Consider the following 23606-nt stretch of genomic DNA (forward strand, 5'->3'; position numbering starts at 1 on the left):
CGATGGATGCTAGGGTCGCGGCCACCGACCGTCAACGCGTGCCCACACTCCGGTCAGTCCCCGGAGTGCCCGAAGAACAGGATCCGGCCCGGGTGGACGACCAGGTGCCGGCCGATCCCGTAGCCGGTCAGCAGCCGGCCGAGGACCTCCGGCAGCCGGTCGCCCAGCCGCTCCAGGTCGTCCGTGGTCACCCGGGCCGTGCCGAACACGCGGGTGCACTCGTCCTCGGACACCGCGAAGGTCCGGCCGATCGCGTCGTCGCCGTCCGGGTCCCCTTCGCCGACCCCGGCCACGTCCAGGATCGAGTGCGCGGCGCCGTCCCGGATCCACCCGGCGGCCTCGAGCTCGTCCTCGGTCTCCGGTCGCGACGGCTCGCCGCCGTACGGCCAGTAGTAGTCCCCCGGGTCGAACTCGGCGGCGCGCAGGGCGGCGAGGGTGGCGGCGACGTTGCCGTCGAACGCGGCCAGGTAGTGCCACTCGGATGTGTCCACGCCGCGATGCTGTCACGCCGAGGCCGGCCGTCACGGGACGGCCGGCCTCGGTGCGGTGCTGTTCGTGCTGTCAGTGCGACGGGGCGGGCTCCAGCGGGTCGACCCGGTGGCGGCCCTCGCCGTCCGGGCCGTCCTCGATCTCCGTGGCGGTGACCGGGGACGCGTGGCGGCCCGCCTTCTTGAGCCGGCGGCGCTCCTTGCGGCCCTCGACCATCGAGTAGAGGGTCGGCACCAGCACCAGCGTCAGCAGCGTGCTGCTGATCAGGCCGCCGATCACCACGATGGCGAGCGGCTGCGAGATGAAGCCGCCCTCGCCGGTGAGGCCGATGGCCATCGGGAGCAGGGCGCAGATCGTCGCCACCGCCGTCATGAGGATCGGGCGCAGGCGGCGCCGGCCGCCCTCGATGACCGCCTCACGGACCGGCATGCCGCCCTCGCGGTACTGGTTGATGAGGTCCATCAGCACGATCGCGTTGGTCACGACGATGCCGATGAGCATGAGCACGCCGATCATCGCCGGCAGGCCCAGCGGGGTGTTCGTCGCGAGCAGCAGCAGGATCGCGCCGGTCGCGGCGAACGGGATCGAGACGAGCAGGATCAGCGGCTGGGCCACGCTGCGGAACGTCGCCACCATGATGATGAACACGATCGCGATCGCCGCCAGCATGGCCAGGCCCAGCTGACCGAACGCCTCCTGCTGGTCCTGCGTGACGCCGCCGAGGGTGACGGTCGCACCGGCCGGCAGGGTCAGCCCGTCGAGCTTCTTCTGCAGGGCGGTCGACACCTCGCCGAGGTTGTCGGTCGTCGCGCGGCCGGTGACCGACGCGCTGCGGTTGCCGTCGATGCGGGTGATGGCGGCCGGGCCGGCCCCCTCGGTGACGTCGGCGACCTGGTCGAGCCGCACGAACGGCGGGGTGGCCTGGACCGGGATCTGCAGCGCCTTGAGCTGGGCGAGCGTCGCCGGGGCCGGGCCGGAGCGCAGCACCAGGTCACGCGACTGGCCGTCGATGGTGAGCTCGGTGAGCGTCTGGCCGCGGTAGGCGGCGCTGACGATGCCGCCGATGGCGGCGTCGGACAGCCCGTACCGCGCGGCGGCGTCCCGCTTCACCTTGACGTCGACGCGCGGGTTGCTCGCCGACAGGTTGCTCTCGACGTCGGCGATGTTCTCGGTCTCCGACATCGCCTTCTGGGCCTGCTCCGCCGCCTTGGCGAGGTCGGCCGAGTTGTTCGCCTTGACGACGACCTCGAGCTGGTCGGTGGAGCCGCCGCCGCCGCCGCCGGCGGTGATCTTCACGGTGCCGATGCTCGTGCCGGCCGCCGCGACCTCGCTGCGCAGCTCCTCGATGACCTTGTCGACGTCGGTGTCGTCCTTGGCGGTGACCGAGAAGTTCGCCGTGTTCGTCGACTGGGCGCCGGCGAAGCCGAAGCCGGACGAGGCGCCGATGGTCGCCTGGTAGGCCTCGATGTCACTGCGCTTGGCCAGCAGGTCCTCGACCTTCTTCGCGGCCGCGTCGGTCGTCGCCAGGCTGGCGCCGAGCGGCAGCTCCTGCGAGATGGAGAACTCGGTCTGGCCCGACTGGTCGATGAAGTTCGTCTTCAGCAGCGTCGCCGAGCCGATCGTCAGGACGAACACGACGAGGCTGAGGCCGATGGTGATCCAGCGGGTCCCGGCGGAGCGGGTCACCCAGCTGATGATCGGCACGTAGCCGCGCTGCAGCGGGCTGCGCCGCTCCTTCTCCAGCGCCCTGGCCTCGATGGCCTCGCGCTCCTCGGCACCGAGCTGCTTCGGGGGACGCAGGAACCAGTACGCGAGCACCGGCACGACCGTCAGCGACACGAACAGCGAGGCGACCAGCGCGACCGCGATGGTGACCGCGAACGGCCGGAACAGCTCGCCGGCGAGCCCGCCGACGAGGCCGATCGGGAGGAACACGGCGACGGTGGTCAGCGTCGAGGCGACGACGGCGCTGGTGACCTCGCGGACACCGGTGAGGATCGCGTGGCGCTTCTCCTCGCCGTACTCCAGATGGCGTTTGATGTTCTCCAGCACCACGATCGAGTCGTCGACGACGCGGCCGACGGCGATCGTGAGGGCGCCCAGGGTCAGCAGGTTGAGCGAGTAGTCGCCGACCCACAGGCCGATCAGCGCGACGACCACCGACAGCGGGATCGACACGGCGGTGACCAGCGTCGAGCGGATCGACACCAGGAACACCAGGATCACGATCACCGCGAACAGCAGGCCGAGCGCGCCCTCGGTGGTGAGGCTCTTGATGGACGACTCGACGAACGGGGCCTGGTCGAAGATCGACGTGATCTTCGCGTCGCCGCCCAGCTGCGTCTGCAGCTCGGCCAGCTTGTCCTGGACCGCGTGGCTGATCCGCACGGGGTTGCCGTCGGGCGACGCGGTGACCGCGATGCCCAGGCTCGGCTTGCCGTTGGTCCGCGTGATCGAGGTGGCCTCGACGGTCTTGAGCTCGACCGTGGCGACGTCACCGAGCTTCGTGGCCGGCGTGACGTTGAGCGCCTTGAGCTCGTCGATCGTGCCGAGCGTGCCGCCGACCTGCACCGCGAGGGCCCGGTCGCCCTCGGTCAGCGTGCCGGCCGGGAACGAGACGCCGTTGGACTTGAGGGCCGCGGTGAGCGTCTGCGAGTTCACGCCGGCGGCGAGCGCCTTCTGGTTGAGCGTGATGAGCACGTTCTGGGTCTCGGCGCCGGTGACCTCGACGGTCCGGACGCCGTCGATGCCCTGCAGCGCCGGCACCACGATGGCGTTGAGCTGCTGCGCGAACGCCACCTGGTCGCCGGACTTGGACGCGGCGAGCACGATCGCGGGCAGGTCGTCGGTGGAGCCGGCGATCACCTGCGGCTCGACGGTCGACGGCAGCTGCGACCGGATCCGGGTGATCGACGTCTGGATCTTGTTGGTGATCTCGTCGATCGAGGTGCCGAACTCGAAGGAGACCTGCACCGTCGCGACGCCCTCGCGGCTCGTCGACGTGATGTCGGACAGCCCCGGCACGCCCTGCAGGGCGCTCTCGATGGGCTTGGTGACCTGCTCCTCGACGATCTCCGGCGACACGCCCGGATACGGCGCGACCACGAAGGCGGCCGGGAACTCGATCGACGGGATGAGCTGCTGCTTGAGCGACGGAATGGCAATGGCGCCGAAGCCCAGGACGACGATCGCGATGATCGCGACCAGCCCCCGGTTCGCCAAACTGAGCCGGGCGAGGAACGACATGGTTGGAGTCTTCTTCCGATCGGCTAAGACAGACGTTAGTTCGTGCGATGCTAACGGTTAGGCTCGCACAAAATTTATCCAGGAGGTAAAACATTCCTGTGAAGACTCACAGGGAAGCCCTGCTGCAGCGGGTGATGATGGCCGAGCAGCGCATGCGCTCCCTGGTCGCGTACGACCGAACCAACCCGATTTTCTCAGTAAACCTCACAATGCAGCAGCTCAGGGTGCTGTTACTGCTCTCCCGGCACGAAGGAATCGCCGGTCAGGAGCTGTCCCGCCTGCTCGGCGTGACGTTGGCCACGCTGTCCGGGATCATCGACCGGCTCGTCGGCCACGGTCTGGTCACGCGCGTCGAGGACGCCCACGACCGGCGCATCCGGCGCATCCACCTGTCCGCCGAGGGGCGCCGATTACTCGAGGAGATCATGGACAGCGGCAACCGCGCCCAGCGGCGGCTGCTCGACCGGCTCGACGACGAGACCCTCGAGATGCTGGAGACCGTGCTGGCCCGCATCGGCGACGCGGCGGTGGCCGAGGCGCTGGAGCAAGGGATAGTACTGCCGGAAAACGTGCTTCCGGAGCCCACTAGTCTGGAAGCGTGACTGTTCGCGTTCGCTTCGCCCCGTCCCCGACCGGCATGTTCCACGTCGGCGGCGCCCGGTCCGCGCTGCAGAACTGGATCTACGCCAAGCAGCACGGCGGCGTGTTCGTCCTGCGCATCGAGGACACGGACGCCGCCCGCAACCGTCCGGAGTGGACCGAGGGCATCCTCAACGCGCTCGGCTGGATCGGCATCGCCCGCGACACCTACGAGGGCCCCTACTTCCAGTCGACCTACGCCGAGCAGCACACCGCCGCCGCCCACCGGCTCTACCAGGAGGGCAAGGCCTACTACTGCGACTGCACCCGCGAGATGATCCAGGAGCGGGCCGGTGCGCAGTTCCGGGGGTACGACGGCTTCTGCCGCGACCGCTCGCTCGGCCCCGGCGAGGGCCGCGCCCTGCGCTTCCGCACGCCCGACGAGGGCAGCACCGTCGTCGTCGACCTGGTGCGCGGCGAGCCCACGTTCGAGAACAAGCTCATCGAGGACTTCGTCATCGCCCGCGCCGACGGCTCGGCGGTGTTCCTGCTGGCCAACGTCGTCGACGACATGACGATGGGGATCACCCACGTCATCCGGGCCGAGGAGCACCTGCCCAACACGCCGAAGCAGCAGCTGCTGTGGTCGGCGCTGGGCCGCACCCCGCCGATCTGGGCGCACGTGCCCGTGGTGGTCAACGAGAAGCGCCAGAAGCTGTCGAAGCGCCGCGACAAGGTCGCCCTCGAGCAGTACCGCGACGAGGGCTACCTCAGCGACGCCATGCGCAACTACCTCATGCTGCTCGGGTGGGCCCCGTCGAACGACCGGGAGATCGTGCCCTGGTCGGTCATCGAGGACGAGTTCCGGCTGGAGGAGGTCAACCCGTCGCCGGCCTTCTTCGACGAGAGGAAGCTGCGCGCGTTCAACGGCGAGTACATCCGGGCCCTGTCGCTGCCGGACTTCGTCACGGCCTGCGAGCCGTGGCTGACCGGCACCCCCGTGGCGCCCGGCGGCACCTCCGTGCCCGCCCCGCCGTGGGACCCGGCCGCCTACGACCCGAAGGTGTTCGAGGCCCTCGCCCCGCACGCGCAGACCCGCATCGCGCTGCTGTCCGAGATCGTGGTCAACGTCGACTTCGCCTTCCTCGACGAGCCGGCGGTCGACGAGGCGTCGTGGGCGAAGGCGATAAAGAACGGCGCCGCCGACCTGCTCGACGCGTCCATCGCGGCGTTCGAGGCGGCGTCGTGGGACGCGGAGGCGCTGAAGGCGGCGCTGGAGGCGGTCGGCGCGGAGCGCGGGCTGAAGCTCGGCAAGGCGCAGGCCCCGATCCGGGTCGCGGTGACCGGCCGCTCGGTCGGCCTGCCGCTGTTCGAGTCGCTGGAGATCCTGGGCCGCGACCGCACGCTGTCCCGCCTGCGGGCCGCTCGCGCCCGCCTGTAGCCCCCACCCCGTCCCTCCGCCCTTCTCCGCGGCGGCCTTCTCCGCGGCGGCGCTCCTAGCCGCGGCGGGCGGGCTGGGCGCGGATCACCCCGCCGCGCGGGTAGGGCGGCCCTCCGCCGGGTAGGCGGACGGGCCGTGAGAGGCGTGCTGGTGGTCGCGATCGTCCTGGCCGCGGTGGGCTTGCCCCCCGCGGCGCCCGTGCTGGCTGCGGAGCGCAGCCCGGGGATTCACGTGCGCGACGGGCGGATCGTCGAGGCCAACGGCTCCGACCTGGTGCTGCGCGGGATGAACCACGACGTCATGTGGTACCCCGACAAGAGCGCCTCGTTCGCCGGGATCAAGGCCGCCGGCGCCAACGCGGCCCGCCTCCCGCTCGGCATGGGCCACCAGTGGCGGGAGGCCAAGCCCGCCGAGGTCGCCAGCCTCGTGAAGCTCTGCGAGGTCAACCGGCTGATCTGCATCTTCGACGCGCACGACACGACCGGCTTCGGGCAGGACAAGAAGGCCGCGACGATGGCCCAGGCGGTGCGGTACTGGCTGGGCCTGCGCGATGTCCTCGTCGGCCACGAGGACCACGTCATCATCAACATCGCCAACGAGCCGTTCGGCAACGGCGCGACGATGCCGTGGGCCCAGCAGACGTCGGACGCCATCCGCACGCTGCGCGCCGCCGGCCTCCGGCACATGCTCATGGTCGGCGCGCCCGGGTGGGGCCAGGACGAGTCGTTCGTCATGCGCGACCAGGCCGAGCAGGTCGTGGCGGCCGACCCGGACGCCAACACCGCGTTCGACATCCACATGTACGGCCAGTTCAACAACGCGGCGAAGGTCAACAGCTACCTCAGCTCGTTCACGAAGCGCCGCCTGCCGATCCTGGTCGGCGAGTTCTCCGGCGAGCACCAGTGGGGCGACCCCGACGAGGACGCGATCATGGCCTACGCGGAGGCGCACGAGCTGGGGTACTTCGGCTGGTCCTGGAGCGGCAACGACAAGCAGTACAGCTATCTCGACCTGGTCCACAACTTCGACCCGGCCAGCCGCACCGCCTGGGGCCAGCGCTTCATCAGCGGGCCCAACGGTCTGGACACCGACACGCGTGAGGCGACGGTGTTCCGCAACGGTACCGCCGTCGACCGCCGCAGCCGCGCGCCGCAGGGCCTGGTCGTGTCCGACGTGACGAACGCCAGCGTGACGCTGCGCTGGCAGCGCCGCCCCGGCTCGGTCGGCGGGACGACGTACCAGGTGGTCGCGCTGAGCGGCGCCACCGAGTCCCGCGTGCTGACGACGGGGGCGACGTCGGCGACGATCCGGAACCTGAAGGGCTCGACGGAGTACGCCTACGCCGTCTACTCCCGGGACCTGCTCGGCAAGCGCTCGCCGCGCTCGGCGCTGGTCTACGCCGTCACGCCGCCGGCCTCGTGAGGAGCTTGCGGACCGCGACGATGCTCAGCGGTACCGCTGCGGCAACCCAGAAGACCGTGAGCACGACGACCGGGACGAGCCCGCTGTCCCGGCCGTCGTGCAGCGCGAGCGGCCGCGGCCCGCTGACGAACCCCTCCAGCGTCGACGCTTCGGTGTCCGAGTACCCGCTGAGCCGCGCGACCTCGAAGGCCCCGTCGTCGGCCCGGAAGGTCCCCTCGCACTCGAACCCGTGCTCGAGCGCCGCACAATGCTCGACCACGAGCGTCCCGTGCACGGTGGCGTTCTGCGCATCGGCGGCGGCCCGCCCGACGTCGTACCCACCGGCCCCGCCGACCGCGAGCAGGAAGGCGAACCCGACCCCGAGCATCCAGCCGGACCAGTCCGCGGCCCGCAGCCGCCAGAATTCCTCGCTCGGCAGCCGCCCGCCCCGCAGCAGCTGCACGGCCCAGCCGGCGACGAGCAGCCCGAGCCCGGTCCAGGCGACGGCGTGGTACTCCTGGATGAGGATCCGGTCGTCGTCGCCGTAGCGTTCCCGCAGCTCCCCGACCTTCGACCCGGCGTACACCCCGACGGCCAGCAACACGACCGCGGCACCGCCGACTCCCGCGGCGACCTTCCAGCGCATGCCGCCGAGGTTAGGACGCCGGATCCACCCCGAGGAGTGGAGCGGTAGACTACAAAAGTAAGATCATTTGGGCAGGTCGGATCTCATGGGCGTGAGAAGCCGGCGACGGTTGTACAAGGATCTGCCTGGCCTCGCGCCGGCGTCCTACCTCCCTGGCGGCGACCTCGCCGACGCTCTTCGCGCCGCGGCGGGCTGGACTGCCAGGACAAAGACCTGCCTGCGCTTCCTTGCGCGAACCAGGATCGCCCCGCTATACGTGCTGATCGTCATCGTCATCAACGTCGTGCTCAACCACGCCGTCAGCGCGGAAACCCGGAGCCAGATCGTCCTGGCCAACTCCACCAACGTCGACAACCTGCAGCACCACCGGATCTGGACGCTGGTCACCAGCGCCTTCGTGCTCGACGAGCGGGTCGGCGTGGCTGCGATGATCCCGCTGCTGCTGCTCCTGTCGCTGGCCGAGGTGCTGTGGGGGTGGCGGCGACTGCTCGTGGTGTTCTTCCTGTCCAACGCCGTGGCCAGCTGCCTCGTGTACGGGCTGCTGCTGGTGGGCGTCCGCGACAACTGGCTGGGCGGCGCGGTCACCATGGCCAGCGACGTGGGCACGAGCTACGGCTCGCACGCTGTCGGCGGCGCGCTTGCGCTCACCCTGCCCGTGCGTGCACGACGCTACCTGGTGCCGCTGGCGGTCCTGGTCGTGGTCGTACCGCTGCTGAACGGAGGCACCTTCACCGACATCGGGCACCTGCTGGCCGTCCTCCTGGGCTTTGTCGCCGGCTGGCAGATCCGGCGGCGGCCGCTGGCCGGGTGCCGCCTGCGCCGGGACCAGGCCGTGGCCTACTCGTTCGCCGACGTGACGCAGGCCCGGGCGGCACTGGGCACGGCGCTGCGCCTGCACGGGCATCGCCAGGCACGCCTCGACGACGCCGTCGCCGCCTGCTCCGACCGGGCGGCCCGGATACACGTGCGGGAAACCCGGGACATGAGCGCAATCGACGGCGCCGTCGCCGGCGGCGCCTGGGGGGTGGTGCTGGGCACCTTCGTCGGCATCCCGCTGATCGGCCTGGCCATCGGCGCGGTCACCAGCGCGGCAGCGGCACACTGGCACGACGCCGGCCTCAACGACGCCGCTGTAGAGAGGACCGTGCGCGCCCTGCCGACCGGGCGGGGCGCGCTCCTGCTGCTGGCCGACCCGGCCGGCAAGCCGACACTGACCCGCGCGCTCACCCGGGCCGGCGGCACCCCGGTGCCCAGTTGAACGCCATACCGCCAGGTGGCGGCTGACCTTCGTACGCATCCCGTCACCGACCGATCGGCTTGACCTGGCTGCCGCCCTGGCAGGATGTGGTGGTGAGCTCCCTCGACCTCGTCTTGGTGCTGCGTTACCGCAAGGCTGTGACGTACGGCTTCCACGTGTTGCTCGGCGCGCTCGAAGAGCACGAGACCACCACCTCGTACGAGGTGGTCTTCGCCGAGACCGCGTCGGCGACGATGGCCGCGATCGAGGCGGGGCTGGACCGCGCGAAGCGGGTGCTGGTGCTGTGGTCGTTCTACTCCCCGGACGCCGAGGCCCTTGCGGCTGAGTTGGCGACGATCAAGGCGGCGGCTCCTGGTGCGCTGCACGTCGCGGGTGGTGTGCACGCCACGGCGGAGCCGGTGCAGACGCTCGATGCCGGCTGGGATGTCGCGGCGATCGGCGAGGGCGAGACGACGCTGCTCAGGCTGGTCGACGCGGGCGGCGACCCGATCGGCGTGACCGGCCTGGCGTACCGCGACGCCGCTGGGAAGGTGGTCAAGACGGGGCGCCCGGAGCGCCTGCCGCTGGACACGTTCCGCGGCTTCTCGCTGCGCTGGCACCGGTTCAACGCCCTGGAGATCACCCGCGGCTGCGCGTTCTCGTGTCGCTTCTGCCAGACCCCGTTCATGTTCTCGGCCCGCTTCCGGCACCGCAGCGTGGAGAACGTGCGATGGCACGTGGACGAGATGGCGGCCCGTGGGCTGCGGGACGTCCGGTTCATCACCCCGACCGCGCTGTCCTACGGCAGCCAGGACGAGTCGCCGAACCTCGACGCTGTCGAGGAGCTCCTCGCCACGTGCAAGGAAGGCATCGGCCCGGACGGGCGGGTCTTCTTCGGCTCGTTCCCCAGCGAGATCCGCCCCGAACACGTCACCCGCGACGCACTGCGACTGGTCAAGAAGTACTGCGCCAACAACAACATCATCGTCGGCGCCCAATCCGGCTCCGACCGCGTCCTCGACGCCGCCAAACGCGGCCACGGCGTCGAAGAAGTCAAACGCGCCGCCCGCCTCGGCGTCGAAGAAGGCTTCCGCATCAACGTCGACATGATCTTCGGCATGCCCGGCGAAGACCAAGCAGACGTCGACGCCTCACTCAACCTCGCCCGCGAACTCGCCGACCTCGGCGCCCGCATCCACGCCCACACCTTCATGCCGCTGCCGGGCACCCCCTGGCGGGACGCCCCGGCCGGTGACGTCGCCCCGGAGACGATCCAGGCCGTCGACCGCCTATCCCAACAGGGTGCGCTGTACGGCCACTGGCAGCGGCAACGTGAGCACGCGGCGCGGCTCGCGGCCGCCGCGGGGGCACACCCGCGACCCGGGCGAAGCAGGACCTTGCTGCCGCTGCGTCCCTCGGCGGAACCGGCTGAGGAACTGTGACGAACCCCTAGCACACAAAGCGAACCCGTCAGGGCAGGGCGAGGACGCAGAACTCGTGGCCCTCCGGGTCGGTCAGGCACGTCCACGGGACGTCGCCCTGGCCGAGGTCGAGGTCGGTGGCGCCGAGGGCCCACAGCCGGGCCACCTCCGCCGCCTTGTCGTCGCCGGGGTACGGCAGCAGGTCGAGATGGACGCGGTCCGGCGCGGTCTTCGCGCCGGGCGTGCGGAGGAACTCGAGGTACGGGCCGACAGCCTTGGCGGAGCGCAGCACCGCACGGTCGTCGGTCACCTCGTGCAGGGTCCAGTCCATCGCCGCACCCCAGAACCGGGCCATGGCCGGCGGATCCGCACAGTCGACCACCATCCGGGCGATCGGTCCGGTGTCCCGGTAGCTCTCCCGGGGCTCCAGCACGCAGAACTCGTTGCCCTCCGGGTCGGCCAGCACCGTCCACGGCACTTCGCCCTGGCCTACGTCGGCGGGGGTCGCACCGAACGCCCGGAGGCGCGCGACCAACTCCGCCTGGTGGGCCGCGGAGGTGGTGGCGAGATCGATGTGCATCCGGTTCTTGGTCGCCGTCTTGAGTTCCGGGACGGTGACGACGTCGATGCCGACGGCGACCGGGTCCGGCCAGACGAAGTCGCCGACCGGCCAGAGGTACGTGGTCACGCCGGATTCCCCGCTGAACACGTTCCAGCCGAGCGCCTGCGCCCAGAACCGGCCGACCACCGAGTGATCGAGAGCCTTGATGTTCACCTGAACAGGTCGCAGCGCCACGCCGGCGATCCTATGCGGCGGCTTGCCATATGATCCGGCCCGGCGGAGTCGTAGCGCAGAGGTCGACGCGCCTTGACAGCTGGCAGGAGGACGCCGGTTCGAATCCGGTCGGCTTCGCCGCCTTGGGACGACCGGGGAGCGTGGACACGGTGGTGGGCGGGCCGTTTGCCGCGCTGGACGAGTGGCGGCTGATCCGGCGGTTCGCGGTGCCCGAGTGGATGATCGCCGAGTGCGCTGCAGCACGCGAGCGCGGCGACTGGCGGGCCGCGTGCGAGGCGGCCCGGGTCACCGTCGGCGACTCCGTAGACGGGGCCGAGCCGGCCGCGGAGCTGCTCGCCGGGTTCGCGCCCGACCTGCTCCGCTGGCACCTGCCGCGGTCACTGAGCGGGACGGCGACGCTCGCCGCCGGCAGACGGTACGTGCTGGCTCCCGACGGACCGGTCAACCCGGACACCGTGGTCGTCGAGGTCGTGTCCCCGGCGCACACGTCCGGCTCGCAGCGGCTCACCCTGCACGCCGTGCGGGCCGGCGACCTGGCGCCGGGGCTGGTCGTCCCGCTGCCGCCACACCTGTGGGACGCCCGCCGGGCCGGCGAGTTGCGGGCGGTGGCGCGCGGGTTCCCGTCCCGGCCCGCACCGGCAGCCGGGGCGGTCGAGGCCTGGTCGTCGGCCGGATGGGTGGTCGACGAGGCGGCGGCCGACCAGTGGTGGTCGAGGACCGACCTGCTGAGCCTCGCGGATCCGCTGCTCGCGGCCCGCGAGCTGCGGCGCGTCGCCGCCCAGTTCGGCCGCCGGTCGTGGCGGCTGCACGCCGGCGCCTCCTGGCACCGGTCCCGGAGGCCCGCGCCGCACCTGCGGCTCGAGGCGGCCGGTGACCAGCTCCACGTCACCAGGCACGCGGAGGTGCCGGCCCAGCCGGGATCGATCCAGGCGGAGCTCTGCCTGCATCCGGCGCTGCTGCGCCCCCCGGTCGACCTGGAGCTGGTCCGGCACGGCCGGATCGACGTCACGGACCTGCACCCGCTCGTCCGCGACGCGCTGTTCCCCGCCGCGCAGCGCGCCGAGGCCCGGCCCGCCGCCGTCCTTCCCGCCGGCTTCGCCGCGGCGGAGCGCGTCCGGGTCCGCTGCGGCGCGCAATGGCACTGGATCGGCCTCCGGGGCGGCCGCTTCGAGCTGCTCCACCACCACACGGAGGACGAACGGCGGCGCGAGCTGACGCTCCGGGCCTTCGGCGGCACGATCGGCGGCTGCTTCAAGGCCGAGCGCGCATGGCATGACGGCGAAGGGACCCTGCCGAAGCAGCTGCACGCCTACCGGCGTGATCTGTGGCGGTGGATGGAGCACGGCGGCAGCCGGGTGGTGCTCGCCCTCCTCGACGCGGGCCTGGACCCGCAGGTGCGCGACGGAAGGGGCCGGACCCTGCTGCACCGGATCCACCAGTTCGAGCACGCCGATCTGCTGCCGCGGCTGCTCGCCGAGGGACTCGACGTGAACGCCCGCAGCCGATCCGGCTGGACCCCGATGTGCGAGGTCCTGGTCCACTCGCCGCCGGCCGCCCTGGTCCGGGCCCTGCACGACGCGGGCGCCTTTCCCCGCCTCGCGCTGACCGACCCGCAGGACTGGCCAGCCGCTGATGGATGAGCTGGTGCGGGTGCCGGAGCCCGGGGCCGGGATCGACGAGATCTCCGCCTTCGCGCACACCTACGACGGCTATGCCCTGCACGAGGTCCACCCGGCGCCCACCGCCCGCGACGAGTGGAACCGGTCCGCAACGATCGGCGACGATGTCGACACGCTGCGGGCCTGTCTCTTCTTCGAGGCGCGGGCCAACCGCTTCGGGGGCGGGTTCGGGCGGTTCGAGCGGGACCCCTTCATCCTCGCCCTCATCGCCCGGATCCGGGAGCTCTCCGGCGGGTCCGTGCCGCGCAAGCCCTAGGGCAGCGGCTCCGTGCGCAGCTCGTGGGCGCCGTCGGCGCGGGTCGCCTCGTAGTAGATGCGGTCGCCCGCCACCGACACGTAGCGCAGGCCGTGCGGGGCGAACGGGGACTGGCACGGCGGGGACGCGGCCGGGACGAACGGGCCGAACGAGCCGTCCGGCTGCAGCGACGCCACCGCCGTGCCCGTGCGCTCCTCCCAGTTCTCCTCCGCCGTCGCCCGGCCGTCGTACGACGCCAGCAGGCCGCCCGGGACCGGCAGCACCGCGCTCAGCCGGACGCCCCGCGCGTCCCACTCCCCCGCGCGGCCGGCCAGGGCCACGCCGCGCCAGGTCCAGTCCAGGCCGTCCGGGCTCGTCGCGTACCACGTCGACATGCGGTCGGCGTGCTCGTCCGACTCCAGCGGGTGGACCGACGCCCACAGGTGCCAGCCGCGGCCGTCGAAGTGCAGGACCGGGTCCTTCACGCCCCAGTCGCCGTCGCCGGGCAGGACCGTGATCGAAGGGGCATCGGTGAGCTTCGACGGCTCGTCGGCCTCCAGGACATCGACGCGCCAGTGTTTCGTGCCCGGCGTGGCCACGCTCACGTACAGCCGCCAGCGGCCCTCCGGCGTCACCACCAGCGCCGGGCGCTCCAGCGAGGCGCCGCCGAAGCGCTCCTTGCCGACCTCGGCGACCGTGGTGAACCCGACCCCGTCGCCGGACCTGGCCACCACGTTGGCGTAACCGCGTCCCTCGCCGATCGGGCGGCGCAGCCGGTACGCCAGGAAGACGTCGTCGCCGTGCCGGAGTGCGCTCGGCGCGCCGGCCCAGGTGCCCGGCCCGGTCGACGGCGGCTCGACGGCGACCGTGGCGCCGGTCCAGCGGGGCAGCGGGAAACGTGACACTGACCAGACTCCCTACCGGTAGTTGCTCGCGTGGTCCAGGCTCAGCCAGTCGGCGTAGTCCTCGCCGGAGACCTCCATCAGCAGCTCGATCTCCGCGGCGAACCGGGGCAGCAGCGCGGCCCGCTGCTCCGGCGTGACCCGGGGGCGGCGGCCGTGCTCGCGGTGCAGCAGGGCCAGGAGGGGGCCGCTGAACGCCCGCCGCACCGGCACCGGGAACCGATGCCCGATCCTGCCACCGTTGCGCAGCAGGAACCGCAGCGCGGCGTTCGGCGGCGTGTCGGCGACGTACCGCCGCACGTTCTCCGGCGGGATCTCGCCCACCTGCCCGGTCGCCACGCCGAGGAACGCGCACACCCGGTCGACGGTGTCCGCCGGATCGTCGCGGAGGTCGCGGTACCGCAGCAGCAACACGTGCGACCGGGGGAAGTACCGCAACAGGTGCCGCAGCTGGCTGCCGTAGTGGCCCAGCTCCGTGTAGTGCCAGAAGGCGGCCCAGCCGCGCCGCTTGCGCGCCGGCTCCAGCTCGACGGCGGCGAGGAAGTCGGCCTCGGACTCCAGGCCCGCGCCCCACAGGTGCGACCAGTTCGAGTGCGCCCGGTCGACCGGGTCGCGCAGGACGATGATCAGCTTCACGTCCGGGACCAGCCGGTGGATCCGCTCGTGGGACGCCAGGTCGTGCAGGTAGAACGGCGTCGCCTCGCCCGTGAGCGCGCCCGGCGGGGCCGGGTCGAACAGCGCCTCGTAGTCCGCCCGCCGCCAGACGTGCTCCTGGTAGGTCTGCCGGTCACCCGGGCCGCCCTGCCGCGGCGGCGGCCCGTCGGTGAGGAAGAACTTGGGCTCCTTGATCTCCGGGAGGTACAGCTGGGGATGGCGCACCAGCGCCGCGTGCAGCGCCGAGGTGCCCGCCTTCGGCACCCCGGCCACCAGGAAGTCCGGCAACGCCACAGTTGACCTCCTTGCCTACCGGCATAATAGGAATTCACCCTAACCGGGTGACGGCCCGACGACAAACGGTGCGGGCCGATGGCATGCTGCAAGCCATGAGCGTCGTGTCGGTGATCAACTACAAGGGCGGCGTCGGCAAGACCACCCTGACCGCGAACATCGGCGCCGAGCTGGCCGCCCGCGGCCGCAAGGTCCTGCTCATCGACCTCGACCCCCAGGCCAGCCTGACGTTCTCCTTCTACCGCCCGCAGGACTTCACCGAGGAGGAGCTGACGATCCTGCAGTGGTTCCAGGGCTTCATCAACCACCGGGCGCAGCCGCTGCACCGGTTCGTGCTGACCCCGCGGGAGATCAACGCGGTGGTCCAGCCACGCGGCGGCGAGGTCCACCTGCTGCCGGCCCACCTCGGCCTGATCGAGGTGGACCTGGACCTCTCGGCGATGCTCGGCGGGGCGCGGTTCCTCAGGCAGCACCCGAGATACCTGCCCGTGCACCGGGCGCTCGCCGACGCGCTGCTGGACCAGGAGTTCGCCGGCTACGACACGGTGCTCATCGACTGCGCGCCCAACTTCAACATGGTGACCCGCACGGCGATCGTCGCCAGCGACCACGTGGTCGTCCCGGCCCGTCCCGACTACCTGTCCACGCTGGGCATCGACTACCTGCGGGCCCGGCTCAGCGGCCTGGTCGAGGAGTACAACTCGATCGCGCCGCACCAGATCAACCCGGAGCTGGTCGGCGTCATCTACACGATGGTGCAGTGGACGCCGAACGGGCAGTGGCTGGCGGCGCAGCGCACGTCGGTCGAGACCACGACGAAGATCGAGATCCCGGTCTTCCGGCAGAGCATCCGTGACAGCAAGACCTCGATCTCCGACGCCGGCACCCACAGCCTGCCCGTGGTGCTGGCCCCTCCCGGCAACTCCACGATCGAGAACCTACGATACGAACTGCAGCAGCTGACCAGCGAGTTCCTCGCACGGACCAGGATCTGAAGGAGCGCCCCGATGACCGACCCGGCCGACCTCGCCCACGAGGTGCTGCTCCGCGTCGCCGCGTTCGTGAAGACGCTGCCGGCCGACCAGCTGCAGGACCTCGCCAGCGGCGCGGCCAAGCTCGAGCTGGTGCCCAAGGGCGGCCGGCCCGCGAAGACAACCGCCGCCGCGGGCAAGCCGCTCCCCCGGCCGGTCGACGAGATCGAGACGACCCTGCGCCAGCTCGGCAACCGGGCCGACGCGCGCCGCTACCTCGAGGTCGACCTGAAGCTGACCGCCCCGCAGCTGAAGGACCTCGCGAAGGCGTTCGGCGTCACCGCCACGGGCGTCAAGGCCAAGCTGCTCGACACGCTCGTCGAGTGGGCCGTCGGGCGGCAGGCCGACGCCGACGCGATCACGCGGATGACCGCGCGGGGTTAGGGACGGTGGTGGCGGCCGTTCGGGCGGGAGCGGCCTGAGCGTTCGTCCAGGATCGCCGCCGTGCGGAGCAGGACCTCGTCCCACATTGCGGCCGGGGCGCCGCCCGTCACCAGCGCGGCCAGGTCCTCGGCCAGGCGGTCGAGCGAGCTCAGCTCGACCGTCGGGTCCGGGTCCGGCTCGATCACCGCGCGCTGGCGCGGGATGCGGCCGGTGACGTCCGGGGCCGGCTCCAGCGGCAGGACGTCGCCGGCGCAGACGATGTCGAGGTACCGGATCGTCCGGGTCAGCGCCACGAAGAGGAGGCGGTGGCCGCGCGGGTCCTCGGCGACGATCTCCTCCGGCTCGACCACGATCACCGCGTCGAACTCCAGGCCCTTGGCCTCCTGCGGGGACACCAGGTTGAGCGAGCGCTCCAGCTCGCCCTGGTCGGCGCGGGCCCACGGCAGGTTGTTCGCGTGCAGCGCGTGCTCGATGTCGGCGCGGGAGGCGGCCGGGCAGACGATGCCGACGAAGCGGCCGGCGCCCAGGTGGTCGCGGGCCAGCTGGGCCACGCGGCCGGCGCGTTCGCCGCGCTCGACCACGTAGGTGCCGGGGGCGGCCGGACCGTCGCGGACCACGCGGGTCTGCTGGACGTTGGGGGCGGCGATCGGCAGCAGCTCGGCGGCGAGCTCGTAGACCTGGCGCGGGACGCGGTAGCCGTACCGCAGCCCCAGGACGACGATCGGGAGCGTTTGCGGCAGGTGGTCGGTCACCTCCTCCCAGTGGTCGCGGGCCCACGCCCCGGTCGACTGGGCGAGGTCGCCGACGATCGTCAGGGAGCCCGTCGACGAGCGGCGGGACACCGAGCGCAGCTGCATCGGCGAGAGGTCCTGAGCCTCGTCGACCACAATGTGGCGGTACCGCCGGGAGTTGCCGTTGAGCAGCTCCTCCAGCTCGTCGAGCAGCGGGATGTCGGCGGCGCTCCACACCTCCTCGGACAGGCGGTCGGCGCCCCGGCGGTGCAGCCGGGTGACCTCGTCCGCGGAGAACTCGTCGCCGCCGGCGGCCGTGAGGCGCGCGGTCGAGCCGTACAGCGCGCGCAGGAAGGCCGGGGCGCTCTGCAGTGGCCACAGGCGCTCCAGCAGGTTCTCGACCGGGCCGAGACGCTCCGGGTCGGGCGGCCCGCCGCGCTCGCGGACCAGGTCGGCGAGGCGGGCCCGCAGGCGCTGGCGGCGCTGCGCGTAGGCGCCGGTGGCCTCCCGCGCGTCGGCGACGGCCGCCGCCACCTCGACGCCGGACAGCGTGATGAACCGGCCGTCGAAGAGCATCCGCTCGGCCGGCTCGGGCGTGCCGATGCGCGCCTCCAGGGCCCGGGCCAGCAGCCGGGCCATGCGGGCCTCACCCTTGATCCGGCGGGTCTGCGCGGCCTCGGACCGGCCGCGCTGGACCGGCGGGCCGAGCTGGTCGATGTCGAGCTGCTCGACGTCGGTGTCGCCGAGGCTGGGCAGGACCGAGCGGATATACCGGGTGAAGGCCGGGTGAGGGCCGACGACCAGCACGTCCTGCGGGCGGAGGCGGTCGCGGTGGTTGAACAGCAGCCACGACACGCGGTGCAGCGCGACGGCGGTCTTGCCGGTGCCGGGGCCGCCCTCGATCACCAGGATCTGGTCGAGCGGGGCGCGGATGAGCCGCGACTGGGCCGCCTGGATGGTCGCGACGATGTCGCGCATCGAGCCGGTGCGGTCGCGGTCGAGCTCGCCCAGCAGGGCCGTGTCGGGCAGCTCCTCGAGCTGGGCGACGGCCTGGGCGACCTGCTGGAAGAGCACGTCCTCGAAGTCGACGACGACGTGTCCCTCACAGCGGAAGGTGCGCTTGCGGGTCAGTCCGCGCGGGTCCTCGGCGCTGGCCTCGTAGTACAGCGTGCCGACCGGCGTCTGCCAGTTGACCACCAGCACCTGGCGCTGGTCGTCGAAGATCGTCTCCCGGCCGACGTAGAACGTCTCGTCGGACTCCTGGTCGATCCGGCCGAACGCGACCTCGTGGTCGGGCTGGGCCATGCCGTCCTTGCGGCCGCGCCGGAACAGCGCCAGCCGCCGCCCGGCGCCCGAGTTGGCCGCCGCGTCGGGGGCCTCACCCAGCTCGGCGCGCATCCGCTCGCGATGCTTGTGGGCCAGGTCGAAGTGGTTTTGCTCGGCGGCGAGCTCCGCTGCCTTGGACTCCAAGCCGGTCCGCCTCCCGCGATCTTTCACCCACGGTCCGTGTCGCTCACGTTACCTTGGGCTCGAACGCCGGTCGATCCCATCAGAAGGGTGGTTCACCTCCCCGGAACGGGTAGCCCTCGGTCGGACGGGTAGCGCGCGACCCGTGGTCATGCGTCTCGCGGTCAGGATGGGTTTTCCCGCCCTGCTGCTGTCGTTGTTGGGGGCGGCGTACATCTCCCCCTCCCCCGCCTACGGGGCGACCGGCATCAAGGCCGTCGGCGGCCGGCTCGTCGAGGCGAGCGGCGACCCGCTCGTCCTGCGCGGGGTGAACCACGGGTACGCGTTCGGCAAGGGCCCGGCGTCGGTCTTCGACGACATCAAGGCGACGGGGGCAAACGCGGTACGGGTGTCGCTGTCGAGCGGGCACAAGTGGGACCCGACGCCCCCGGGTGAGGTGGCCTCGGTCATCACCCGGTGCAAGGCGGCCCGGCTCATCTGCGTCCTCGACGTCCACGACACGATGGGCTACGGCACCGAGCCGGGCGCGGCGACGATCAGCGAGGCGGTCGACTACTGGCTCACCCTGCGCAAGGTGCTGCTGCGGCAGGAGTCGTACGTCATCATCAACATCGCCAACGAGCCGTCCGGGCACGCGGTCGACGCCAACTGGGTCGGGGCGACCAAGGACGCGATCCACCGGCTGCGGGCGGCCGGCCTGCTGCACTCGATCATGGTCGACGCCCCGAACTGGGGCAACGACTCCTTCCACGTGATGTACGACCACGCCGCCGACGTGTTCGCCAGCGACCCCGAGCACAACGTCGTCTTCGACGTGCACATGTACGGCCCGTTCGACACGGCGGACAAGGTCGCCGCCTACCTCGACCGCTTCGTCCAGCAGCGGCTGCCGATCGTGGTCGGCGAGTTCTCCCAGATCCACCAGTACGGCGACCCGGACGAGGACGCGATCATGGCCTACTGCGAGGCGAACAGCCTCGGCTACCTGGGCTGGTCGTGGAGCGGCAACAGCCCCGAGTACCACTACCTCGACGTCGTGTCGAGCTTCAAGCCGGGACGCGAGACGGTGTGGGGGCGCCGGCTGATCGAGGGGCCGGACGGCCTGCGGGCGACCGGGCGTGAGGCCCGGGTCTACGGCGGGTTCTGGCTCGCCGCCCGCCGGTGAGGTGTGGCGGTACCGCGTGAAAAGCTGTCGGGGTGGGCAACTCCCTGGAGGCGAGCGTCCGCTCGATCGAGCGCGCGGCGGGTGCGCTGTCGACCGCCAGCGTGGCGCGGATGGACGAGACGCTGCCCTGGTTCCGCGAGCTGCCCGCCGACCAGCGGGCCTGGGTGATGCTCGTCGCCCAGGCCGGCGTCCGGTCGCTGGTCGAGTGGGTGCGCAGCCGCGAGAAGGGTGACCCGCTCCCGCCGGACATCGGCGACGAGTTCTTCGACGCCGCCCCCCGCGCGCTGGCCCGCTCGATCAACCTGGGCCAGACCGTCCAGCTGATCCGGATCACCATCGAGGTCGTCGAGGAGCAGCTGCCGCACCTGGCGGCGGCCGGCGAGGAGGCGGCGATCAAGGAGGCGGTGCTCCACTACAGCCGCGAGGTCGCGTTCGGCGCCGCCCGCGTCTACGCCCGGGCGGCCGAGACCCGCGGCGCCTGGGACGCCCGCCTCCAGGCGCTGCTCGTCGACGCCCTGCTGCGCGGCGACTCCTCCGACGTGCTGGCCAGCCGGGCGGCCGCCCTGGGCTGGGCCGACGCGCCCCCGGTGGCGGTCGCGGTGGGCCGCTCGCCGGGCGGGGAGGCCGCGGCCGTGCTGCACACGGTGTACCGCGCGGCCCGCCGCATCGGCGTGGAGATCCTCGGTGGCGTGCACGGCGACCGGCTCGTCGTGGTGCTCGGCGGCGCCGCCGACCCGATGGCGGCGACCGAGCGGCTGCTCGTCGGCTTCGGCGAGGGGCCCGTGGTGGTCGGGCCGGCGGTCCCGTCCCTCGACGAGGCCACCGAGTCGGCCCGGGCCGCGCTGGCCGGCTTCCGGGCGGCGCCGGCCTGGCCGGCCGCGCCCCGGCCGGTCGCGGCGGCCGACCTGCTGCCCGAGCGGGCCCTGGCCGGGGACGCCGAGGCCCGCCGGATCCTGCGCCAGGAGGTCTACGGCGCGCTGGTCCGGGCCGGTGGCGAGCTGCTGGAGACGCTCGACGCCTTCTTCGCCGGGGGCGGCGTGCTGGAGAGCGCGGCCCGCGGGCTCTTCGTGCATCCGAACACGGTGCGGTACCGCCTGCGGAGGATCGGCGAGGTGACCGGTTTCACTCCGCTGGTACCACGTGACGCGTTCGCTCTGCGGATCGCGCTCACGATCGGCAGACTGGACCCGTTCGCGCCGTCGGGTTCTCCAGCTGCGCCGTAGCGCACAGTCGGTGAACAAATGGATCTGTTGGCGCAACGCCACGCTATCTTTTGTAGGTTCTCTACAAACGAGGTGGTCCACTTTGGTGCGTCACGCTACCCACGTGACTCTCAAGAATCCGGAACAGTCGTAGACGTGCTCGCCGTACTCGCCCCTGGCCAAGGTTCACAGAAGCCGGGCTTCCTGACCCCGTGGCTCGCGCTGCCCGGCGCCGAGGCGCGTCTGCGCTGGTGGTCGGCCCTGTCCGGGGTCGATCTGGTGCACCTGGGCACCGCCGCCGACGAGGATGAGATCAAGGACACGGCCAAGACCCAGCCGCTGCTGGTGGCGGCGGCGCTGCTGGCCGCCGAGCACCTGCCGACCGGCGACGCCGCGGTCGTCGCCGGTCACAGCGTCGGCGAGCTCGCCGCCTCGACCCTCGCCGGGGTGCTCTCGCCGGAGGCCGCGGTCACCCTGGCCGGCGTGCGCGGGCGGGAGATGGCCGCCGCGTGCGCGCTGGAGCCGACCGGCATGGCCGCGGTGCTGGGCGGCGACCCCGACGAGGTGCTCGCCGCGATCGAGGCCGCCGGGCTGTACCCGGCCAACCGCAACGGCGCCGGCCAGGTGGTCGCCGCCGGGGCCGCCGCCGGCCTGGAGAAGTTCGCCGCCGCGCCGCCGGCCCGCGCCCGGATCATCCCGCTGAAGGTCGCCGGGGCGTTCCACACGCCGTACATGGCGCCGGCCGAGGAGGCCCTGGCCATGGTCGCGGCCGGGATCACCCCGGCGCCGGCCGCCCGGGTCCTGCTGTCCAACCGCGACGGCACCGCCGTCGAGCACGGCCCCACCATGCTGCTGCGCCTGGTCCGCCAGGTCACCGCGCCGGTGCGCTGGGACCTGTGCATGGACACCCTGGCCGGCCTCGGCGTCACCGCGGTCATCGAGCTCGCCCCGGCCGGCACGCTCGCCGGCCTGGTCAAGCGGACCATCAAGGGCATCGAGATCGTCCAGGTCAACACGCCCGACGACCTGCCGGCCGCCCGCGCCGCGATCGCCCGGCACGGCGGCGCACCCGCGCCCCGGTCGCTGCCCGAGGTCCGGGTGGTGGTGGCCCGCTCGGCCGGCACCTTCACCCCGGCCGAGGGCCTGGCCGCGGGCACCGACGTGCGCGCCGGCCAGTCGATCGGCGCGATCCAGACCCGACAGGGCCCGGTCGACGTCGCGGCGCACGGCGCCGGCGTGCTCACCGAGTGGCTCGCGAACCTCGACGCGCCGGTCGCACCCGGCCAGCCGCTCGCCCGCATTGGAGGCCTCCTGTGAACCCCCCAGCCGCCGGCTCGAAGATCATCGCCTTCGGGCACTACCAGCCGTCGCAGGTGGTCACCAACGACGACCTGTCCAAGGTGATCGACACCAACGACGAGTGGATCCGCGACCGGGTGGGCATCGCCCAGCGCCGGGTCGCCGGCAGTGAGACGGTCGCCGACATGGCGATCGCGGCCGGCGGCAAGGCGCTCGCCGCGTCCGGGCTGACCGCGGCCGACATCGACACGGTGATCGTGGCCACCTGCAGCTCGATCGACCGCTGCCCCAACGTCGCGACCCGGGTCGCGGCGAAGCTGGGCATCAACGCGCCGGCTGCGTACGACCTGAACACCGCCTGCTCCGGCTTCTGCTACGGCCTGGCCAGCGCCGACCACGCGATCCGGGCCGGCGCGGCCCGCAACGCGCTGGTGATCGGTGCGGAGAAGCTGTCGGACGTGACCGACTGGACCGACCGCACCACCGCCGTGCTCTTCGGCGACGGCGCCGGGGCGGCCGTGGTCACCGCGGCCGCCGAGGGTGAGCAGCCCGGCATCGGCCCGGTGGTCTGGGGCTCCGCGCCCGAGAAGGGCGACGTGCTGAAGATCGAGGGCTGGCGGCCGTACATCAAGCAGGAGGGCCAGGCGGTCTTCCGCTGGGCGACCACCGCCCTCGCGCCGTACGCCCAGGCCGCCCTCGACCGGGCCGGCGTGCAGGGCAAGGACATCGCCGCGTTCGTCGCCCACCAGGCCAACACGCGGATCATCGACGGCATCGTGAAGCGCCTCGACCTGCCCAACGCGATCATCATCAAGGACCTGGTCGAGTCGGGCAACACGTCGGCGGCGAGCATCCCGCTGGCGCTGTCGAAGGCGATCGAGCGGCACGAGGTGCCCTCCGGCGCCCCGGTCCTGCTGTTCGGCTTCGGCGGCGGCCTCACCTACGCGGGGCAAGTCATCCGCTGCCCGTAGCGTTTCGTTCATCTTTGTTCCACCAGCGCGTCAACCCAAGGAAGGAAAGCTCTATGTCCACCCGTGAAGAGATCGCCGGAGGTCTCGCCGAGATCCTCGAGGAAGTCGCCGGAGTCAACCCGGACGACGTCGCCGAGGACAAGTCGTTCACCGACGACCTGGACGTCGACTCGCTGTCGATGGTCGAGGTCGTGGTGGCGGCCGAGGAGAAGTTCGGCGTGAAGATCCCGGATGACGAGGTGCCGAACCTGAAGACGGTCGGCGACGCCGTGTCGTACATCGTGAAGTCGCAGGCCTGAGTCTTCGTCGTCCCGGTCTTGGGCAAGGATCGGTCAC

21 protein-coding genes and 1 tRNA gene are annotated in these 23606 nt (G+C 72.2%); 15 read left to right on the forward strand and 7 right to left on the reverse strand.

What is annotated here, in order from left to right; translation table 11 throughout:
- Positions 1-53: 53 nt before the first annotated feature.
- Together ABZS66_RS04205 and ABZS66_RS04210 are read right to left on the reverse strand one after the other, a co-directional pair.
- Complete coding sequence (locus ABZS66_RS04205) at positions 54-491, reverse strand: hypothetical protein (protein WP_354754963.1); 438 nt, start codon at positions 489-491, stop codon at positions 54-56.
- Positions 492-561: 70 nt separating this feature from the next.
- The gene (locus ABZS66_RS04210) at positions 562-3735 is read right to left on the reverse strand and encodes an efflux RND transporter permease subunit (protein WP_354754965.1); all 3174 of its coding nucleotides are present in this window, start codon (positions 3733-3735) and stop codon (positions 562-564) included.
- A 134-nt stretch (positions 3736-3869) separates the two neighbouring features.
- Here ABZS66_RS04210 and ABZS66_RS04215 point away from each other — a divergent pair, with 134 nt between their 5' ends.
- The 3 genes from ABZS66_RS04215 (at position 3870) to ABZS66_RS04225 (ending at position 7177) form a co-directional block, all read left to right on the forward strand.
- Complete coding sequence (locus tag ABZS66_RS04215) at positions 3870-4337, forward strand: MarR family transcriptional regulator (RefSeq protein ID WP_354754967.1); 468 nt, start codon at positions 3870-3872, stop codon at positions 4335-4337.
- A complete protein-coding gene (gene gltX / locus ABZS66_RS04220) occupies positions 4334-5755 on the forward strand; it encodes a glutamate--tRNA ligase (RefSeq protein WP_354754969.1) in 1422 nt (473 codons plus the stop codon). Before ABZS66_RS04215 ends, gltX begins: the two co-directional genes overlap by 4 nt.
- A 135-nt stretch (positions 5756-5890) precedes the next feature.
- Complete coding sequence (locus tag ABZS66_RS04225) at positions 5891-7177, forward strand: cellulase family glycosylhydrolase (RefSeq protein ID WP_354754971.1); 1287 nt, start codon at positions 5891-5893, stop codon at positions 7175-7177.
- Here the strand turns inward: ABZS66_RS04225 and ABZS66_RS04230 are convergent.
- Positions 7158-7802 (reverse strand): hypothetical protein, encoded by a 645-nt coding sequence (locus ABZS66_RS04230; RefSeq protein ID WP_354754973.1) that lies wholly within the window; start codon positions 7800-7802, stop codon positions 7158-7160. The genes ABZS66_RS04225 and ABZS66_RS04230 overlap by 20 nt on opposite strands.
- Before the next feature lie 256 nt (positions 7803-8058).
- Here ABZS66_RS04230 and ABZS66_RS04235 point away from each other — a divergent pair, with 256 nt between their 5' ends.
- Both ABZS66_RS04235 and ABZS66_RS04240 read left to right on the forward strand, forming a co-directional pair.
- The gene (locus tag ABZS66_RS04235; RefSeq protein ID WP_354754975.1) at positions 8059-9060 is read left to right on the forward strand and encodes a rhomboid-like protein; all 1002 of its coding nucleotides are present in this window, start codon (positions 8059-8061) and stop codon (positions 9058-9060) included.
- Positions 9061-9152: 92 nt separating this feature from the next.
- The gene (locus tag ABZS66_RS04240; protein WP_354754977.1) at positions 9153-10481 is read left to right on the forward strand and encodes a TIGR04013 family B12-binding domain/radical SAM domain-containing protein; all 1329 of its coding nucleotides are present in this window, start codon (positions 9153-9155) and stop codon (positions 10479-10481) included.
- 28 nt (positions 10482-10509) lie between these two features.
- On the opposite strand, the gene ABZS66_RS04245 is transcribed toward ABZS66_RS04240, so the two are convergent.
- Entirely contained in the window at positions 10510-11256 is a 747-nt protein-coding gene (locus ABZS66_RS04245; protein ID WP_354754979.1) for a VOC family protein, read from the reverse strand.
- Positions 11257-11300: 44 nt separating this feature from the next.
- Here ABZS66_RS04245 and ABZS66_RS04250 point away from each other — a divergent pair.
- The 3 genes from ABZS66_RS04250 (at position 11301) to ABZS66_RS04260 (ending at position 13191) form a co-directional block, all read left to right on the forward strand.
- Positions 11301-11373: transfer RNA gene (locus ABZS66_RS04250), tRNA-OTHER, on the forward strand.
- Positions 11374-11396: 23 nt separating this feature from the next.
- Positions 11397-12896 (forward strand): hypothetical protein, encoded by a 1500-nt coding sequence (locus tag ABZS66_RS04255; protein WP_354754981.1) that lies wholly within the window; start codon positions 11397-11399, stop codon positions 12894-12896.
- Positions 12889-13191 carry a hypothetical protein gene (locus ABZS66_RS04260; protein ID WP_354754983.1) on the forward strand — a complete coding sequence of 101 codons (303 nt, stop codon included), beginning with the start codon at positions 12889-12891 and terminating at the stop codon, positions 13189-13191. The genes ABZS66_RS04255 and ABZS66_RS04260 overlap by 8 nt, the downstream gene beginning before the upstream one ends.
- Here the strand turns inward: ABZS66_RS04260 and ABZS66_RS04265 are convergent.
- A complete protein-coding gene (locus tag ABZS66_RS04265; protein WP_354754985.1) occupies positions 13188-14075 on the reverse strand; it encodes a hypothetical protein in 888 nt (295 codons plus the stop codon). The two genes, ABZS66_RS04260 and ABZS66_RS04265, sit on opposite strands and share 4 nt — an antisense overlap.
- A 12-nt stretch (positions 14076-14087) precedes the next feature.
- Positions 14088-15020 (reverse strand): sulfotransferase, encoded by a 933-nt coding sequence (locus ABZS66_RS04270; protein ID WP_354754987.1) that lies wholly within the window; start codon positions 15018-15020, stop codon positions 14088-14090.
- Positions 15021-15115: 95 nt separating this feature from the next.
- Here ABZS66_RS04270 and ABZS66_RS04275 point away from each other — a divergent pair, with 95 nt between their 5' ends.
- Together ABZS66_RS04275 and ABZS66_RS04280 are read left to right on the forward strand one after the other, a co-directional pair.
- Entirely contained in the window at positions 15116-16015 is a 900-nt protein-coding gene (locus tag ABZS66_RS04275) for a ParA family protein (protein ID WP_354754989.1), read from the forward strand.
- Between the two features lie 12 nt (positions 16016-16027).
- Positions 16028-16435, forward strand: coding sequence for an SAP domain-containing protein (locus tag ABZS66_RS04280; RefSeq protein WP_354754991.1), 408 nt, complete (start codon positions 16028-16030; stop codon positions 16433-16435).
- On the opposite strand, the gene ABZS66_RS04285 is transcribed toward ABZS66_RS04280, so the two are convergent.
- Positions 16432-18636 (reverse strand): UvrD-helicase domain-containing protein, encoded by a 2205-nt coding sequence (locus ABZS66_RS04285; RefSeq protein WP_354754993.1) that lies wholly within the window; start codon positions 18634-18636, stop codon positions 16432-16434. The two genes, ABZS66_RS04280 and ABZS66_RS04285, sit on opposite strands and share 4 nt — an antisense overlap.
- A gap of 148 nt (positions 18637-18784) precedes the next feature.
- On the opposite strand from ABZS66_RS04285, the gene ABZS66_RS04290 reads away from it, so the two are divergent.
- The 5 genes from ABZS66_RS04290 to ABZS66_RS04310 all read left to right on the forward strand — a co-directional run bounded on the left by ABZS66_RS04290 (position 18785) and on the right by ABZS66_RS04310 (position 23569).
- A complete protein-coding gene (locus ABZS66_RS04290) occupies positions 18785-19798 on the forward strand; it encodes a glycoside hydrolase family 5 protein (protein WP_354755155.1) in 1014 nt (337 codons plus the stop codon).
- 32 nt (positions 19799-19830) lie between these two features.
- Entirely contained in the window at positions 19831-21021 is a 1191-nt protein-coding gene (locus ABZS66_RS04295; protein ID WP_354754995.1) for a helix-turn-helix domain-containing protein, read from the forward strand.
- 135 nt (positions 21022-21156) lie between these two features.
- Entirely contained in the window at positions 21157-22317 is a 1161-nt protein-coding gene (locus tag ABZS66_RS04300; RefSeq protein WP_354754997.1) for an ACP S-malonyltransferase, read from the forward strand.
- Positions 22314-23270 carry a beta-ketoacyl-ACP synthase III gene (locus tag ABZS66_RS04305; RefSeq protein WP_354754999.1) on the forward strand — a complete coding sequence of 319 codons (957 nt, stop codon included), beginning with the start codon at positions 22314-22316 and terminating at the stop codon, positions 23268-23270. The genes ABZS66_RS04300 and ABZS66_RS04305 overlap by 4 nt, the downstream gene beginning before the upstream one ends.
- A gap of 53 nt (positions 23271-23323) precedes the next feature.
- Positions 23324-23569, forward strand: coding sequence for an acyl carrier protein (locus ABZS66_RS04310; protein ID WP_033362432.1), 246 nt, complete (start codon positions 23324-23326; stop codon positions 23567-23569).
- Positions 23570-23606 lie beyond the last annotated feature (37 nt).

The sequence above is a fragment of the Dactylosporangium sp. NPDC005572 genome (assembly GCF_040605515.1).
Lineage (GTDB): Bacteria > Actinomycetota > Actinomycetes > Mycobacteriales > Micromonosporaceae > Dactylosporangium.